This is a genomic window from Clostridium sp. CAG:221, from assembly GCA_000435835.1.
Taxonomy (GTDB): domain Bacteria; phylum Bacillota; class Clostridia; order Clostridiales; family Clostridiaceae; genus Clostridium.
This window is the reverse complement of record FR883413.1, coordinates 45048-62763: the sequence shown is the minus strand read 5'-3', so window position 1 is coordinate 62763 and position 17716 is coordinate 45048. Positions and strand designations below refer to the sequence as shown.

The 17716-nt window shown below is 29.7% G+C and carries 15 protein-coding genes; 14 read left to right on the top strand and 1 reads right to left on the bottom strand.

All coding sequences use genetic code 11. The features are described 5' to 3' along the window. The first annotated feature begins 191 nt into the window (after positions 1 to 191). From Q5O44_RS10650 to Q5O44_RS10635, 4 genes are all read left to right on the top strand, one after another. Positions 192 to 1199 (top strand): LacI family DNA-binding transcriptional regulator, encoded by a 1008-nt coding sequence (locus tag Q5O44_RS10650; protein ID WP_022168407.1) that lies wholly within the window; start codon positions 192 to 194, stop codon positions 1197 to 1199. A gap of 226 nt (positions 1200 to 1425) precedes the next feature. Next, positions 1426 to 3087, top strand: coding sequence for an alpha-glucosidase (locus Q5O44_RS10645; RefSeq protein ID WP_022168406.1), 1662 nt, complete (start codon positions 1426 to 1428; stop codon positions 3085 to 3087). 71 nt (positions 3088 to 3158) lie between these two features. Further along, the gene (locus tag Q5O44_RS10640) at positions 3159 to 4820 is read left to right on the top strand and encodes a PTS transporter subunit IIBC (RefSeq protein WP_022168405.1); all 1662 of its coding nucleotides are present in this window, start codon (positions 3159 to 3161) and stop codon (positions 4818 to 4820) included. A gap of 4 nt (positions 4821 to 4824) precedes the next feature. Continuing rightward, on the top strand, positions 4825 to 5613 hold the full coding sequence (locus tag Q5O44_RS10635) for an endonuclease/exonuclease/phosphatase family protein (RefSeq protein ID WP_022168404.1): 789 nt from the start codon (positions 4825 to 4827) through the stop codon (positions 5611 to 5613). Between the two features lie 274 nt (positions 5614 to 5887). On the opposite strand, the gene Q5O44_RS10630 is transcribed toward Q5O44_RS10635, so the two are convergent. Continuing rightward, positions 5888 to 6481 (bottom strand): ECF transporter S component, encoded by a 594-nt coding sequence (locus Q5O44_RS10630; RefSeq protein ID WP_022168403.1) that lies wholly within the window; start codon positions 6479 to 6481, stop codon positions 5888 to 5890. 202 nt (positions 6482 to 6683) lie between these two features. Between Q5O44_RS10630 and Q5O44_RS10625 the strand changes: the two genes are divergently transcribed. From Q5O44_RS10625 to yihA, 10 genes are all read left to right on the top strand, one after another. Continuing rightward, positions 6684 to 7028, top strand: a complete 345-nt coding sequence (locus Q5O44_RS10625) for a hypothetical protein (RefSeq protein ID WP_022168402.1) — start codon at positions 6684 to 6686, stop codon at positions 7026 to 7028. Between the two features lie 4 nt (positions 7029 to 7032). Then, a complete protein-coding gene (locus Q5O44_RS10620; RefSeq protein ID WP_302637839.1) occupies positions 7033 to 8250 on the top strand; it encodes a hypothetical protein in 1218 nt (405 codons plus the stop codon). 47 nt (positions 8251 to 8297) lie between these two features. Beyond that, entirely contained in the window at positions 8298 to 8498 is a 201-nt protein-coding gene (locus Q5O44_RS10615) for a hypothetical protein (protein WP_022168400.1), read from the top strand. Between the two features lie 20 nt (positions 8499 to 8518). Continuing rightward, the gene (locus Q5O44_RS10610; RefSeq protein ID WP_022168399.1) at positions 8519 to 9313 is read left to right on the top strand and encodes a hypothetical protein; all 795 of its coding nucleotides are present in this window, start codon (positions 8519 to 8521) and stop codon (positions 9311 to 9313) included. Between the two features lie 107 nt (positions 9314 to 9420). Beyond that, positions 9421 to 10695, top strand: coding sequence for a trigger factor (tig, locus tag Q5O44_RS10605; RefSeq protein WP_022168398.1), 1275 nt, complete (start codon positions 9421 to 9423; stop codon positions 10693 to 10695). Between the two features lie 159 nt (positions 10696 to 10854). Continuing rightward, the gene (gene clpP, locus Q5O44_RS10600) at positions 10855 to 11442 is read left to right on the top strand and encodes an ATP-dependent Clp endopeptidase proteolytic subunit ClpP (RefSeq protein WP_022168397.1); all 588 of its coding nucleotides are present in this window, start codon (positions 10855 to 10857) and stop codon (positions 11440 to 11442) included. Positions 11443 to 11484: 42 nt separating this feature from the next. After that, positions 11485 to 12780 carry an ATP-dependent protease ATP-binding subunit ClpX gene (gene clpX / locus Q5O44_RS10595; protein WP_022168396.1) on the top strand — a complete coding sequence of 432 codons (1296 nt, stop codon included), beginning with the start codon at positions 11485 to 11487 and terminating at the stop codon, positions 12778 to 12780. 139 nt (positions 12781 to 12919) lie between these two features. Then, positions 12920 to 14578 carry an ATP-dependent protease LonB gene (lonB, locus tag Q5O44_RS10590; RefSeq protein WP_022168395.1) on the top strand — a complete coding sequence of 553 codons (1659 nt, stop codon included), beginning with the start codon at positions 12920 to 12922 and terminating at the stop codon, positions 14576 to 14578. 113 nt (positions 14579 to 14691) lie between these two features. Then, positions 14692 to 17019 carry an endopeptidase La gene (gene lon, locus Q5O44_RS10585; RefSeq protein WP_022168394.1) on the top strand — a complete coding sequence of 776 codons (2328 nt, stop codon included), beginning with the start codon at positions 14692 to 14694 and terminating at the stop codon, positions 17017 to 17019. After that, positions 17009 to 17596, top strand: a complete 588-nt coding sequence (yihA, locus tag Q5O44_RS10580) for a ribosome biogenesis GTP-binding protein YihA/YsxC (protein WP_022168393.1) — start codon at positions 17009 to 17011, stop codon at positions 17594 to 17596. The genes lon and yihA overlap by 11 nt, the downstream gene beginning before the upstream one ends. The last annotated feature ends 120 nt before the right edge of the window (positions 17597 to 17716 follow it).

The following is a 17716-nucleotide window of genomic DNA, read 5'->3' as shown; positions in this document are numbered from 1 at the left end:
TCAAGGTGTCCGGGGTTCGATTCCCCGGTAAGCCACCATATTCAATGCTAAGATTATATAAAAAGAAGTACATATTTATATGTACTTCTTTTTTTTGTAAAATTAGTGTGATATGATGAATAGAAATAAAGAAAAATGCTTAAAAGTTAGTGATATAAGCAGGTTATTTTAATATAAGTGAGGGGTATAACATGAAAGTTACAATTAAAGATGTTGCAAAAGAGGCTAATGTAGCTACTTCTACAGTGTCGAGAGTATTGTCTAATAGTCCGAGAATAAGTGAAGAAACTAAGAAGAAAGTTAATAAGGCTATAAAGAAATTGAATTATACGCCTAATGTAGTGGCTAGAGGTTTAGCTAATAATAGAACAAGAATCCTGGCAGTGGTATTACCAGATGGAGCTGAAAAGATGTTTTCCAATCCATTCTTTGCACAAGCTTTAAAGGGAATAAGTGTTTGTGCACAAAAAGAGAACTATTATATTATGTATGGTTTTAAAGATGAGTGCAGTAGTGATGGATGGATAAAACAATTTACTGAAAGTAATTTGGTGGATGGATTATGTCTTTTTAATGCTAAAGATAATGATGAGGATATAGAATATTTAAAAAAAATTAACTTTCCTTTCGTAATAATAGGGCGTCCTGAAGAAGTGAAGGGAGTTTTATGGGCTGATAATGATAATTTTCAAGCTATGTATCTGTTAACACAAAAATTAATAGAGATGGGTCATGAAACAATTGGCTTTATAGGAGCAAAAGGAAATTTAAACATGTCTAAGGATAGATTAGAAGGTTATAAACAAGCTCTTAGAAGTAGAGGTATTGAATTAAGAAAAGAACTTATAATAGAGTGCGATGACTTCACTGAAAAATGTGGTTATGTTGCTATGGATAATATTATAAGAAATGATGCTGTGACAGCTATACTTGCAACAGATGATTTATTAGCTTTTGGTGCACAAGATAAGATTATGGAAAGTGGTAAGGTAAAAATAGCATTGGTGGGATTTAACAATACTCCGCTGGCGGAATATAGAACGATCCCTTTGGCATCGGTGGATGTAAAAGCAGAAGAGTTAGGGTATTATGGTACAAAACTTTTAATAGATAAACTTGAAGGAAAAGCAATAGGGAAGAACTTTTATATAATTGATACAGAACTAGTAGAAAGAAAATCATTATTTGTAAATTTTTAAATTTGTGAAATATTAGTGCAAACGATTGCCAAGCAATGAAAAATAAAGGAAAGTAAAGGAAAAATAGAATAAATTTAAAAAAATAAAGAAATTTAATACTTGTAAACAGTTTCAAAAAATGGTACATTATTAATGTGATATAAAACTTAAATATATATACAGTTAAAAAAACTGTATATATATTTTGAAGAATAAAGCAAACGGTTGCACAGAAGGGAAGATTTAAATGGAGAGAATATGGTGGAAAGAAGCTGTAGGTTATCAAATTTATCCAAGAAGTTTTAAAGATTCAAATAATGATGGCATAGGAGATATAAGAGGTATTATTTCTAAGCTAGATTATTTAAAGGAATTAGGTATAGATGTAATATGGATTTGTCCAATGTATAAATCGCCTAATGATGATAATGGTTACGATATAAGCGATTATCAAGATATTATGGATGACTTCGGAAATATGGAAGATTTTGATTTGATGCTTGATGAAGTACATAAAAGAGGAATGAAGCTTATTATTGATTTGGTAATTAATCATACAAGTGATGAACATCCTTGGTTTATAGAATCAAAGCTTTCAAAAGACAGTAAAAAGAGAGATTGGTATATCTGGAGAGATGGAAAAGATGGTGCTGAACCTAATAATTGGGAAAGTATATTTAAAGGATCAGCATGGCAATATGATGAAAATACAGAACAATATTTTTTACACCTATTTAGTAAAAGACAACCAGATTTAAACTGGGATAATGAAGAAGTGAGACAAGAAATATATAAAATGATAAACTGGTGGCTTGATAAAGGTATTGATGGTTTTAGAGTAGATGCCATTAGTCATATAAAGAAGGAGCCAGGATTAATAGATATGGACAATCCTCATAATTTAAATTATGTATCATCTTTTGACAAACATATGAATGTTGATGGAATACACGAGTATCTTGAAGAATTAAATAAAAATACTTTTTCAAAATATGATATTATGACTGTTGGTGAAGCTAATGGTGTGGATGCCAGTGAATCAGAAATGTGGGTTGGCGAAGAAAATGGTAAATTCAATATGATTTTCCAATTTGAACATTTAAATTTATGGGGAGAAGTGGGAGAAAATAAATTTAATGTTAAAGAATATAAGAAAGTCCTTACAAAATGGCAAAATGCACTGGAAGGAAAAGGATGGAATGCATTATTCGTTGAAAATCATGATATTCCAAGAGTAGTTTCTTCATGGGGAAATGATAACGAATACTTAGAAGAATCAGCTAAGGCATTTGCCTTAATGTATTTTATGCAAAAAGGTACTCCATTTATTTATCAAGGACAAGAAATTGGTATGACAAATGTTAGATTTGATTCTATTGAAAAATACAATGATGTAAAGAGTATAAATATTTATGAAGAAAAAATTAATGAAGGAGTTAGCGTTAATGAAGCTTTAAAAGCAGTTGCAAGTATTTCAAGAGATAATGCACGTACTCCTATGCAATGGGATTCAACCAATTATGCAGGTTTTAGTGAAAATACTCCATGGATTGATGTCAATGAAAATTATAAATCAATAAATGTTGAAAGTCAGTTAGCTAATGAAAATTCAGTGTTGAATTTCTATAAAAAATTAATAAAGATTAGAAAGGAAAACCTTTCTTTAATATATGGAAGATATGACATGATTCTTGAGGAAGATGAAAAGATTTATGCATATACAAGAACTTTAGATAATGATAAATATGTTGTAATAGTAAATTTATCAGATGAAGAAGCATTATATAAGTATGATGATTTAGATCTTATTTATGAAAATTTAATGCTTGCAAATTATAAGGTAAGAGAACATGGTATTTTAAAAGAAGTGGTATTAAAGCCTTACGAGGCTAGATTATACAAGGTATAAAAGAAGTGGTATTAAAGCCTTATGAGGCTATATTATACAAGATATAAAAGAATTAATGAGGGGGAATAAAAATGGTCAAAAACAACAAAAAGGGTAAATTATTTTCATTTGATTTTTGGCAAAAGTTTGGTAAAACTTTAATGGTAGTTATTGCAGTAATGCCTGCTGCAGGTTTAATGATTTCTTTAGGAAAATTAATTGGTATGTATTCACCAGCTGATGCTGGATTTCTTCAAGGGGTATCAAGAGTATTAGATACTATTGGATGGGGATTTATAAATAACATGCATATATTATTTGCTGTTGCCATTGGTGGATCATGGGCTAAAGAAAGAGCAGGTGGTGCTTTTGCATCAATTATAGCATTTATACTTATTAATAGAATTACAGGAAGTATTTTTGGTGTAAACAGTGATATGCTTTTAGATAGCACTGCAACAGTAAAATCACTTTTTGGTAGCACATTAGTAGTTTCAGATTACTTTATTGATATTTTAGGATCACCAGCACTTAATATGGGTGTGTTTGTTGGTATAATTTCAGGTTTCTTAGGAGCAGTAATATATAATAAGTACTATAATTTCAATAAGCTTCCACAAGCATTAAATTTCTTTAATGGTAAGAGATTTGTACCTTTCGTAGTTATTTTATGGTCTACAGTTGCAGCAATTGTATTATCAGTTGTATGGCCATTTGCACAAGGTGCTTTAAATAGCTTTGGTATGTGGCTTGCTAACTCAAAGGATACAGCACCAGTATTAGCACCTTTTATTTATGGTTGTTTAGAACGTTTACTATTACCATTTGGACTTCATCATATGCTTACAATACCAGTAAACTATACAGAACTTGGTGGAGTTTATACAGCATTAACTGGAGCTTCAGCAGGAGTGACAATTGCAGGTCAAGATCCATTATGGTTTGCATGGATTACAGATTTAATTAACTTAAAAGCAGCTGGAGATATGGCAACTTATAATAATATAATATCAACAGTAGTTCCAGCAAGATTTAAAGCAGGACAAGTTATTCTATCAACTGCTTCATTAATGGGTGTTGCTTTAGCAATGTATAAAAACGTTGATGCAGATAAGAAGAGCAAATATAAATCAATGTTTATTTCAACTGCAATAGCAGTATTTTTAACAGGGGTAAGTGAACCAATCGAATTCTTATTCATGTTCTTATCACCAGTTTTATATGTAGTTTATGCTGTTATAACAGGATTAGGTTTTGCAATAGCAGGTTTAATCAACTTAAGAGTACACGCATTTGGTGCAATTGAATTATTTACTCGTTTACCAATGCTTGTTAAAGCTGGACTTACTTCAGATATAATCAACTTTGTAATAGTATGTGCAGTATTCTTTGCATTAAATTATGGAGTATTTACATTCTGTATTAAGAAGTTTAAAATACCTACTCCAGGACGTCTTGGAAATTATGATGAAGAAGAATCAAGTGCACAAAATGAAGCTGCAGTAACATCAAATGATTTACAGGTTTTAAACATTATTGAACTTTTAGGAAGCAAAGAAAATATAGAAGATGTAGATGCATGTATGACTAGATTAAGAGTTACAGTTAAAGATTTAGATAAAGTAGCCAGTGAAGATAAATGGAAACAAAATGGAGCTTTAGGCCTTATCTTAAAAGGAAATGGTGTACAAGCAATTTATGGACCTAAGGCAGATATATTAAAGAGCAATATTCAAGATATAATAGGAGTATAAAATTATGAAGCTTATGACATTGAATTGTCATTCATGGCAGGAAGACAACCAGTTAGCTAAGATAAAGATCTTAGCTGAAAGAATAAAAAAAGAACAATATGATGTTATAGCATTGCAAGAAATAAGCCAACATGTTGATGGAGAATATATTTCAGGAAATATAAAAAGCGATAATTATGTTCAAGTGCTTATTAATGAGTTAAACAGCATAAATGAAAACGCTTATGAATATGTATGGGACTTCTCTCATATAGGATATGATGTATTTGAAGAGGGGCTTGCAATAGTATCTAGACATAAGATAAAGTCATATGATTCATTTTATGTTAGCGAGGACCAAAATAAAAATAATTATAAAAGCAGAAAGATAGTGAAAGCAACTATAGAGGCAAATGGAAAAGAAATTGATTTCTTTTCCTGCCATCTAGGTTGGTGGAATGATCAGGATGAACCATTTAAAAATCAAGTGGATAATCTAATAAAGCATATTGATAATAACAAGCTTTCATTCATTATGGGAGATTTTAATAATAATGCATTGTTAAAAGATGAAGGATATGATTATATCATTGCACAGGGTATGATAGATACTTATAAAATTGCAGAAGAAAAAGATTCAGGTATCACTGTTAAAGGCACAATAGATGGCTGGAAGGAATGCAGTGAAGATAAGAGGCTTGATTTAATATTAAGTAATAAAGAAATAAAAGTTAAAGACTCAAAGGTGATATTTAACAGAGAAAATGATATTGTATCAGATCACTTTGGAGTTGAAATAAATATAATATTATAAAATATATAGCACCACACAAAAAAAGAGCTGTGTCAATTGAAGAATAACTTCAATATGATACAGCTCTTTTTTTCCGTAAAAAAATTATACGGTGGAAAACTTATGGACATGGAACAATAAATAATTATGAATTATAAATTATGAATTATGAATTAAGGATGAAACTCGAAGAGTTTCTGAGAAATATATATTTTCTAAACTCCCATAGGGGAGTTTATTCCTTCATTCATCACTCATCATTCATAATTCATCATTAACTAAGTTCATAATTAAATTAGAATTTTCTAATTTTAGATATTGCTGTTACAACTGGTATGGTAATAACTGCAGATGCTATAGCTTCTGCAACTCCATTAGTACCTATAACTGTAAGTAATGCTCCAGCTACCATATCAGTAGAAATTTGTTTAGCAGCAGCGTATCTGTCAAGGTATAAGATATATGTAAGTCCAAGAACTCCAATGGTATTTGTTAAAGTTCCAGCAATTGAAGCTACACCAATTGAAATACTTTTGTTCTTAATTTTATTTTTAATAAAAGTATATACATAATATGTAACTATTCCAATTAATATTCTTGGAAGTAATGCAATTATAGGATTCATAAATATAAATGATGTTAAATTAGGTGCAGTTATATTCTGATACATTGAGAATAATCCAAATATAAGACCAATGGCACCACCAACTAATGGTCCTTCTAATAGAGCTCCAATAATTACAGGTATATGCATTATAGTTAAATTCATTACTGGAAGATGAATAATTCCTAGTGGAGTAAGTCCAAGGAAAATAGATATACCACCAAGCATTCCAATAACAACGAGCTTTCTAGTCTTAGATCTAGAATTTTTTAAAGTATTGTCCATAGAGACCTCCTACGATTGTTAATATTAGATTAAATCAATTTAATTATATTTTTAAATGTAAATAATAACAATATTTTTTTTAAAAAAATGTCAATAAACGGTGAAAAATATTTATTGGCTAATATTTAACAGATATATCTTGAATAGTATAATATATATAATATAAAATATAGCTTGATAATAATTGAAGGAGTAGATTGATATGGAATTATTTAAAATAAAGGATTTAGTATTTAGAAAAGAAGATTTTTTAGATGATATAAGTGAGTTTGAAGATATATTACCTATAATAGAGGAATTACAAGATGGATTAACTTATGAAGAAATAGAGTGTGTTGGAGTAAATGACTGTTGTAATGAAACAAATAAGAATTATGTTGTTGAGATACAAGGATTTATAGATTCAAATGATGAATTTATTACTAAGGAAGAATTGATGGCATTAGAAAATGTTGATGAAGGAATGTTAGATACATTTATCATTACAATTCATATGTGTGTAAATTGTGGCAAATGGGTATTAGGTATTTTAGAGGATGAAATATAGCAAAATGAAGGAAACTATAAAGGAGCTTTTTTTAAAGATATCTAATAATATAAAGATAGAGGGAAAAAACATAAGAATTAAGGTATATATTATTATCTTAATCCTAGCTCTTGTATCTATTGTTTTTAACATAACTAAGCCTATGAGTAAAAAAGAATTGATTAATCAGTTGGAAATGGCGCTATTAAAAGGAAAAGAAAACTGGGTAGAAAGAAATATAAAGATTGATGGAGCAAAAGCAGAAAATGATGAATTAAAGCCATTAATTCATTATTATTTACTTAATAATAAGGATGTTGAGCAGGTAATTAGTAATCTTAAAAAGAATAATAATAGTGGAAATCTTACCATTGAAAGTGAAAAAAGCCTTTTAGGTGAAAATTATTATCTAAATTTAAGTACTATAAGTATAAATATTACTTCCGATATAAAAGAAGCTATCATATACATAAATGGAAGAGAAGTAAATAAAGAAGAACTAGTTTCATTAATACCGGGAACATATGAAGTGGCATATAAACTGAAAACGGATTATGGTGATGTTGAAGAAACTAAGGAGATGGATATATTATCTTCTGGCGATGTAAAGATTGAAGTAGCAGCAGAATATATAACTTTATATTCTAATTTCAGTGACGCAAAAGTTTATATTAATGAAAAAGATACTAAAAAAACTGTTAGTGAAATTAAGAAATATGGACCTATACCAAATAATAAAGATATAACTATTTATATTGCAAAGGATTTTCCGTGGGGAGTTATTAAAAGTCCAGAGATAAAAGTGCAAGAGGATAATATTTTAAAAATTGATATAAACATGGCTAATGATGAACTTTTGGCAACAATTGAAAACACATTAAGAGAATTTTATAACAGCTTATTTGATGCCTTAAATAATAAAGATTCATCTTTAATAGAAAACGTTGAGGAAAACTCCAGAGAAGAAGTTTTTAACTCTATTTATGAAAAACCAAAGGTTTTTGCTAATAACTATACTATCTCTGATTTAGAATTGAAAATTGCCAATAGTGAGTTCAAATATGAAAATGAAAAGTATGTGGCAAATATATTAGTGGATATGGATTATAGTGTTGCAAAAAAAATACTTCCTTTTATAAAGGAGCAAAAAGAAGAACGATTTTTGCTTAGTTTAATATATAATGAAGAAAAATGGCTAGTTGAAAGTAGTCAAAGAATAGAACTAAAATTAGAGGGCCAATAAGTATATAGTAAGAACAAATGGGAAAATATTAAAAGTAGGAGGAGGAAATGGAAAAAAGAGAAGGAATTTTAAAGGAAACACCAGAATATGAAGATTATGATGTAAATGAAGCTAAATTATCTGTTCAAGAGCTAAGAGAATTAGGTATAATAAAATGTGGTGGTTGTAAAAGCAGTGGGAAATGTGCTACATGCAATTGTTCAACTGGTTGTTGTAAGAAAAGCACAAAATTAGAAATTAAGAAGTAATCATTTAGAGGAGAGGTATTATGAAGAAGCCTAGCATATTTAGTAAGGATTATGAAAAAATAATGAGGAAACGAAAGAGAAAGAGAATAGTTATTGGAATTCTTTCTATATGTATTATAGGTATATTGGTAACAGAAGTTGCTAATTATGATTTTTCTAAGTTAAAAGATAGACTGCAGGCCTGGGTTGATGAAGATAAGGAAAAATATGTTGGAGATCAGTTAGTAGACACTGATGAAAGTATAGGGAGCACAGAGGTAGAAGAGCCAGTAGTGGAAGAGGTGCCTTCAGAAAAGTATTTAGATGTAACTATTTCAGATACTCCTATAAGCTTTAAAATAAAAGAAGAAAATTCACAAATACTAATTGAATCTGTTAAGGAAGTGCCAGAAAATTATTATATATATATAGGTAATAATGGTGAAGATGCAGTAGTATTAGATCCAAATCAAAATATTAACATAGTATATGCTAGCGGAGAAATAAAGAATGTAACATTAGCACAATATATAGGTCCAGATGGAGAAGTATATATTAAAGATAATATAAGAAATTTATATCAAGGATATATATGGCATAGTACACCAGTACAGATAAGTGAAAAAAAGGTTGCATATATTACTAATATTCCGTATTTTGGATATAATTTAAATAAGTATATATCCATAATAGATATAGATAGTAATACACACTCTACTATATGGGCTTCTAAAGCAACAGAAATTGTTTTTGAACAGATGAATGAAAAAGGTTTAGAGGTAAATATTGACGGTAATTTAAGATATATTACTTCAAATGGAGAGTTGATACAATAGATAAAGGAATTTTATTGAACAAATATTTGAAAATATTAGCTTATATATGTTATAATGACTAAGTTGTATTATGTAACAAGAGATACTAATTGTAGGAGGAATATACAATGGAAGCTAAAATGGAAAAAATCGACGTTAATGTTGTTAAATTTGAAGTAAAGGTTGAAGCTGATAAATTTAAAGAAGCTTTAACAAGAGCATATAAGAAGAATGTTAAGAAATTCAATGTGCCAGGATTCAGAAAAGGTAAAGTGCCAATGAACGTTGTAAAGAAATACTATGGAGTAGAAGTTCTTTTAGAAGATGCAGTTAACTTTGCAATAGAAGGAAGCTATGCAAATGTATTAAAGGAAAACAATGTAAGACCTGTAGATTTCCCAAAAGTTGAAGTAGTTCAAGCTGAAGAAGGAAAAGATTTAATATACACTGCTGAAGTAACTGTTTATCCAGAAGTAGAACTTGGAGCATACAAAGGGTTAAACGTTGAAAAGAAAACTTATGAAGTAACTGAAGAAGAAGTTGCTGCTAAATTAAAAGAAATGCAAGAAAAGAATGCAAGAGTTGAAGTTAAAGAAGGAGCTATAGAAAATGGAAATATAGCTGTTATAGACTTCAAAGGATTCATTGATGGAGTTGCATTTGAAGGTGGAGAAGGACATGACTATTCATTAGAAATAGGTTCAGGTTCATTTATAGATAACTTCGAAGAACAATTAGTAGGAGCTAAAGCTGGAGATAAAGTAGAAGTTAATGTTACTTTCCCAGAAAACTATGGAAAAGAAGAATTAAACGGAAAGCCAGCTAAATTTGAAGTAGAAGTTAAAGAAGTTAAAGCAAAAGAATTACCAGTACTTGATGATGAATTTGCTAAAGAAGTTTCAGAATTCGAAACTTTAGAAGCTTTAAAAGAAGATACTACTAAGAAATTAGAAGAAGCAAACACTGCAAGAGCTGAAAGAGAATATGAAGAAGCTATATTAAGAGCTGTAGTTGAAAATGCTAAGATGGATATACCAGCTGTTATGGTTGAACAAGAAATCGACAGAATGGTTCAAAACTTAGCTCAAAGATTACAATATCAAGGATTAACTTTAGAACAATACTTCCAATTCACTGGAACAGATGCAGAAAAAATGAGAGAATACATGAAAGAAAATGCTGAAACTAAAGTTAAAACTGAATTAGTTTTAGAAGCTCTTCAAAAAGCTGAAAAAATGGAAGTTCTTGATGAAGAATTAAAAGAAAAAGCATCAGAAGTTGCAAAACTTTACGGAGCTAACGATGAAAAAATGGTTGAGTTATTATTACAAAACCAAAGAGAAGCATTAGTAGCTGACGTAATGACTTCAAAAGTTATAAACTTCTTAAAAGAAAATAACTAATCTTAAATAGAAAAAAGAATTGCCAGAAGAAATTCTGGCAATTCTTAAAATATATCATTAACAAATTAATGTAAATTATATATAATTTAATTATCATTACTTTTATCATTTTGGATATATTATTAAGAGAAGGGTTAAAAGAGAAAAGGAGGGAGCAAAATGAGTTTAGTTCCAATGGTTGTGGAGCAAACAGGTAGAGGAGAAAGATCATACGATATATTCTCAAGACTGTTAAAAGATAGAATTATTATGTTGAGTGGTGAAATCAATGATGATACTGCTAACTTAGTCGTTGCTCAATTATTATTTTTAGAAAGTGAAGATCCAGATAAGGATATATATTTATACATAAATAGTCCTGGTGGTTCAATTACTTCAGGTATGGCTATTTATGATACAATGCAATATGTTAAGCCAGATGTAAGCACTATTTGTATTGGAATGGCAGCATCGATGGGAGCATTTTTACTTTCATGTGGTGCTAAAGGTAAAAGATTTGCACTTCCAAATGCTGAAATAATGATACATCAGCCTTTAGGTGGATTTAAAGGTCAGGCAACAGATATTGATATTCATGCTAAGAGAATATTAAAAATCAAAGAAAAACTTAATTTAATATTAAGTGAAAATACTAATCAAGATATTGAAAAACTAAAGAGAGATGTTGAAAGAGATTACTTTATGGAAGCTGATGAAGCTAAAGAGTACGGTATAGTTGATGAAGTAATAGTAAGACATGGTAAATAGTAAAGTTATTATAGATTGAAAAAGATGAAGTGAGGTGAGGTTATGGCTAAATATGAAGATAAGAAGCAATTAAAATGTTCTTTTTGTGGTAAAAGTCAAGACCAAGTAAAAAGATTAATTGCAGGGCCGGGAGTATATATTTGTGATGAGTGTATAGACTTATGTTCAGATATAATTCAAGATGAGTTTGAGGAAAGTGTAGAGTTAGATACAACTTCATTACCAAAGCCATCTGAAATTAGAAATTATTTAGATCAATATGTTATTGGTCAAAATAGAGCTAAAAAATCATTATCAGTTGCAGTTTACAATCATTATAAAAGAATAAAAAGCAATGTGGTTGATGATGATGTGGAAATACAAAAGAGTAATATTTTACTATTAGGACCTACAGGTTCAGGTAAAACACTTTTAGCACAAACATTAGCTAAATTCTTAAATGTACCATTTGCTATAGCTGATGCTACAACATTAACAGAAGCAGGGTATGTTGGAGAAGATGTTGAAAATATTCTTTTAAAACTTATACAAAATGCTGATTACGATGTTGAAAAAGCAGAAAAGGGTATAATTTATATTGATGAAATAGATAAAGTTGCTAGAAAATCTGAAAATCCTTCAATTACAAGAGATGTTTCAGGAGAAGGTGTTCAACAAGCTTTACTTAAAATATTAGAAGGAACAGTTGCATCAGTGCCTCCTCAAGGTGGAAGAAAACATCCACATCAAGAGTTTATCCAAATAAATACTTCTAATATATTATTTATTTGTGGTGGAGCTTTTGATGGTATAGATAAGATAATTGAAAAGAGAACTAGAAAGAGCTCAATGGGATTTGGAGCTGATATAGACTCTAAAGAAACTAAAGATGTTGGAGCTTTATTGAAAGATTTATTACCAGAAGATTTATTAAAATTTGGACTTATTCCAGAGTTTGTTGGAAGAGTACCAATGATAGTTTCTCTTGAATCTTTAGATCAAAATGCATTAATTAATATTTTAAGTAAGCCAAAGAATGCCTTAATTAAACAGTATTCTAAGCTTTTTGAAATTGATAATGTTGAATTAGAATTTACAGAAGAAGCTTTAAAAGCTGTTGCTGATGAAGCAATTAAGAGAAAGACTGGTGCTAGAGGTTTAAGAGCTATCTTAGAAGATATATTGGTTGATGTAATGTTTGAAGTTCCTTCAGATGAAAATGTATATAAGGTTATCATTACTGAAGAAGCAATCAAAGAAAAGAAACAACCAGAATTACTTAGATTAGCAGATAATGAAACAAGACCTGCTATAAAAGTTAAAAAAGCAAAAAAGAAAAAAGGTGCTGAAACAGCTTAATTTTTTAAGGATATTATAAAATAATTATTTATTTTATAATATCCTTTTTTATATTTTTATTGTTTTAATATAAGAATAGATGAATATTTTTAAGTTAATAATACTAATAATTAAATGCAAATGGAGGGTATTATTAAATATGAGTGAATTTTTGATTTTTTTACAAATAGTAATGATGATTTTATTCATAATTTATCTCTTTAATAGTAATAGGAATAATTATAGTAAAGTAAATGTTATTGACAAAGAAAATAGAAAAGAAATGGAAAAGTTAATTAAGTTAAGAAGTGTAAGGTTAACAGAACCGTTAACAGAAAAAAGTAGGCCTTCGTCTTTTGATGAGATTATAGGGCAGAAAGAAGGAGTAAAGGCCTTGAAAGCTGCTATTTGTGGTCCAAATCCACAGCATGTAATTATATATGGTCCTCCTGGTGTAGGAAAGACTGCTGCAGCACGATTGGTGCTAGAATATGCAAAGAGTATGGAAAATTCACCTTTTAAGAAAGAAGCAAAATTTGTAGAAATAGATGCCACAACATTAAGATTTGATGAAAGAGGTATAGCTGATCCACTTATAGGCTCAGTACATGATCCAATTTATCAAGGAGCTGGATCTTTAGGAGTAGCAGGTATTCCACAACCTAAACCTGGTGCAGTAACAAAGGCTCATGGAGGAGTACTTTTTATTGATGAGATTGGTGAACTTCATCCAATAGAACTAAATAAGTTGCTAAAGGTATTGGAAGATAGAAAAGTATTTTTAGACAGTTCATATTATAGTTCTGAAGATCCTAATATGCCTTCTTATATAAAGGAAGTCTTTGAGAGAGGTCTTCCAGCGGATTTTAGACTTATAGGGGCTACCACTAGGGGACCAGAGGATATTTCACCAGCTATTAGATCAAGGTGTGTAGAGGTATTTTTTAAACCTTTAGAATGTAATGAAATTCGAACTATAGCATTAAATGCAATAAATAAGATAAACTTAAGTATATCAGATAGAGGCCTAGATATGATTAGTAGGCATTGTAGCAATGGTAGAGAAGTTATAAATTTAGTGCAGCTTTGTTCAGGTGTAGCCATAAATGAAAAACGTAACTATATAAGTGAAGAGGATATATTATGGGTTATTGAAAATGGTGAGTATCACGAAATAGTTGAAAAGAGTGTTAGAAATAAGCCAGAAATAGGTATAGCCAATGGATTAGCAGTGCATGGAAGTAACATAGGCATTTTGATGGAAATAGAAGCAGTGGCTAAATTAAATAAAAAGAAAAAAGGAAGCTTAAAGATATCAGGAATTATTGAAGAAGAAGAAATTTCAAGTGATAATAGAAAAATGATTCGTAAGAGTACGGCATATTCATCAATAGAAAATGTAATTACGGTACTAAATAATTTATATAACTTAAATTGCGATGAATATGATATTCATATAAGTATACCTGGAGGAATGCCTGTGGATGGACCATCAGCAGGAATAACAATAGCAACAGCAATATATAGTGCAATCACTAAAAGGCCTATAAATAATAAGGTAGCTATGACAGGAGAAATAAGCATTTTAGGTTCTGTAAAACCAGTAGGAGGAGTTATAGCTAAGATTATTGCAGCATCAAAAGCAGGAGCAGAAAAAGTACTAATTCCTATTGATAATTATAGTGAAGGGTTATTAAAGAGTGAAAAGATAGCTATTCTTCCTGTAAGGAATATAAAGGAGGTTATAGAAAATGCAATAATGCCTGCAATTGATACCATTGAATCAGTAGATGTTTTATCAGCGGAAAGATATCAGTAGGATAGCTTGAATTGCCAAATACATCTTAACTAAAGTTGAAAAAATGTTCTTTTATGTGTATACTAAGTAGGTTAGATAAAATAATTTGTAAAAGGATTGAATGGAGGGGGAAAATGAATAAGGATTCAATTAATTTACCAGCTATTCCTCTAAGAGGGATTACTATTTTTCCCAATATGATTATACACTTTGATGTCGGTAGGGAAAAGTCGATTTCAGCATTAGAAGAATCAATGTTAAAAGATAGCAAGATATTTTTAGTATCTCAAATAGATCCAGAAATTGAGGATCCAAAGAGAAGTGAAATTTATTCCATAGGGACTATATGTAAGATAAAGCAAATTTTAAAGCTGCCAAAAGGCGTTACAAGAGTATTAGTAGAAGGCGTTGAGAGAGCAGCTATAATTGACTTAATAGATGATAAGAAGTTTATGGAAGTTGTAGTAGAGAAGATTGACGATGAACTAAACTTAAAAGATGAAAATGAAGATTCAGCTTTAAGAAATTTACTATCTAAAGCCTTTAAAGAATATATTAAGGTGACAGAAGGTGATGAAAGTAAAGTCATTGAAGTTATAACTAAAGAAGAAGAACTAGGAAAAGTCACAGATTTAATAGCTGCATATATTCAATTAGATGAAGATAAGAAACAAACTATACTTGAAACAATAAACGTTAGTGAGAGAATTGAAAAACTACTAGTGTTTATTAAGGAAGAAATAGAAATTGTTAAGATAGAAAATAGTATAGGAAAAAAAGTTAAAAACAAATTGGATAAGTCTAATAAAGAATATTTCCTAAGAGAACAATTAAAAGTAATTCAAGAAGAGCTTGGAGAAGATGATGAAAAAAATGAAATAGATAATTATGCAGAGAAAATAAATAAGGCAAAAATGCCAAAAGAAGTTCGAGAAAAAGCTGAACGTGAACTATCTAGATTAAAAACATCATACTCAAGTGATGGAAATAATATTAGAAATTACCTAGATTGGCTTATAGAATTGCCTTGGAACAAATCAAGCAATGATTCTTTTGATATAGAAAAAGCAGAGAAAATTCTTGATGATGAACATTATGGACTAGAAGAAGTGAAAGAAAGAATTTTAGAGTATTTAGCTGTAAAACAATATACTAAATCACTAAATGGGCCAATTCTTTGTTTAGTAGGTCCTCCAGGTGTTGGTAAGAGTTCTATTGCTAAATCTGTAGCTAACTCTTTAAATAGAAAGTTTGCTAGAATTTCACTTGGTGGATTAAGAGATGAAGCAGAAATAAGAGGTCATAGAAGAACTTACGTAGGAGCTATTCCTGGAAGAATTATTTATGCCTTAAAAGAAGCTAAAGTAAACAATCCATTGATATTATTAGATGAAATTGATAAATTAAGTTCAGATTATAAAGGTAATCCAGCAGATGCACTTTTAGAAGTCTTAGATCCTAAGCAAAATAAAACTTTTAGAGATACATTTATGGAAGTAGATTTTGATTTATCTAATACTTTATTTATTACAACAGCAAATACTTTAGAAACTATTCCGAGACCACTTCTTGATAGAATGGAAATAATAGAAGTATCAGGCTATACTTATGAAGAAAAATATCATATAGCTAAAGAACATTTAATTCCTAAGGCCTTAGAAGAGCATAATACAGATGCAGAAACAATAAAGATTTCTGAAGGCGCTATAAGAGAGATTATAAATAGTTATACTAGAGAATCAGGAGTAAGAAGTCTTGAACGTCAGATAAACAAGGTTATAAGAAAATCAATAACTGAAATGGTTAAGAAAAAGAAAAAGAAGGTTACTATTACAGTAAATAATCTTCAAAAATATTTAGGAAATAAATATTTTGAATTTGAGAAAACAGATAGACAAGATACAATAGGCGTTGTTCATGGATTAGCATGGACTGCATATGGTGGAGATACACTTCCAGTAGAAGTTGTAGTGATGAAAGGTAATGGGAAGTTAGAACTTACTGGAAAGCTAGGAGATGTTATGCAAGAATCAGCAAAAGCAGCTTATAGCTATGTAAGAGCTAACTGTAAAAAATACGGCATTGATGAAGACTTCTATAAGAGTACGGATATTCATATACATGTACCTGAAGGAGCAGTTCCTAAAGATGGACCTTCAGCAGGGGTTACTATTGTTACAGCTTTAGTATCGGCCCTATCTAAAAAGAAAGTTAAAGGTACTGTAGCAATGACAGGTGAAGTAACTTTAACTGGAAAAGTGCTTCCTATTGGTGGTGTGAAAGAAAAGTGTTTAGCAGCACATAGAATAGGAATAGATACAATAATTTTACCTAAAGATAATGAAAAAGATATAATAGAGATTCCTAGTACTGTAAAAAATAAATTAAATTTAATTTTTGCAGCTCATGTGGAAGATGTATTAAAAAATGCTTTAATTGGAGTTGAAAATATTGATAATTAACAAGTCAGAATTTATAACATCAGCGGTTAGAAGAGAACAATATCCAGAAGATGGACTTAACGAAGTAGCTTTCGTTGGAAGATCTAATGTTGGAAAGAGTTCAATAATAAATGCTTTAACTAACAGAAGAAAGTTGGCTAAAGTATCACAAACCCCAGGAAAGACAAAACTAATAAATTTCTTCTTAATAAATGATGCATTTTATTTAGTTGATTTACCAGGATATGGTTATGCCAAGGTATCAAAGAAAGAACAGGAGTCCTGGGGAAAAACAATAGAAACTTATCTAACAGCTCGTGAAGAACTAAAGAGAGTTATATTGCTAGTTGACTCAAGACATAAGCCTACAGCAGATGATATTACTATGCATGAATGGATAAAACATTATGGATATGATGTAATAGTAGTTGCAACTAAAAGTGACAAACTTTCTAATAATGCTTTGGCAAAAAGCAAGAAAATAATAAAAGAAACATTAAATTTAACTGAAAATGATACATTATGTTTCTTCTCTTCTTTAAATAAGAAGGGTGCGGAACAATTAAATGATATCTTATTTGGTGATTTAGCTGAATAGAGAGCTGCCTTATGGCAGTTCTTTTTTTATAGAAAAAATAGTATAAAAATAAAGCATTGAATAAAATAGTGTCAAATTAATTGTTAGAGAATAGTATATAGTATAAATTTAATTATAAAT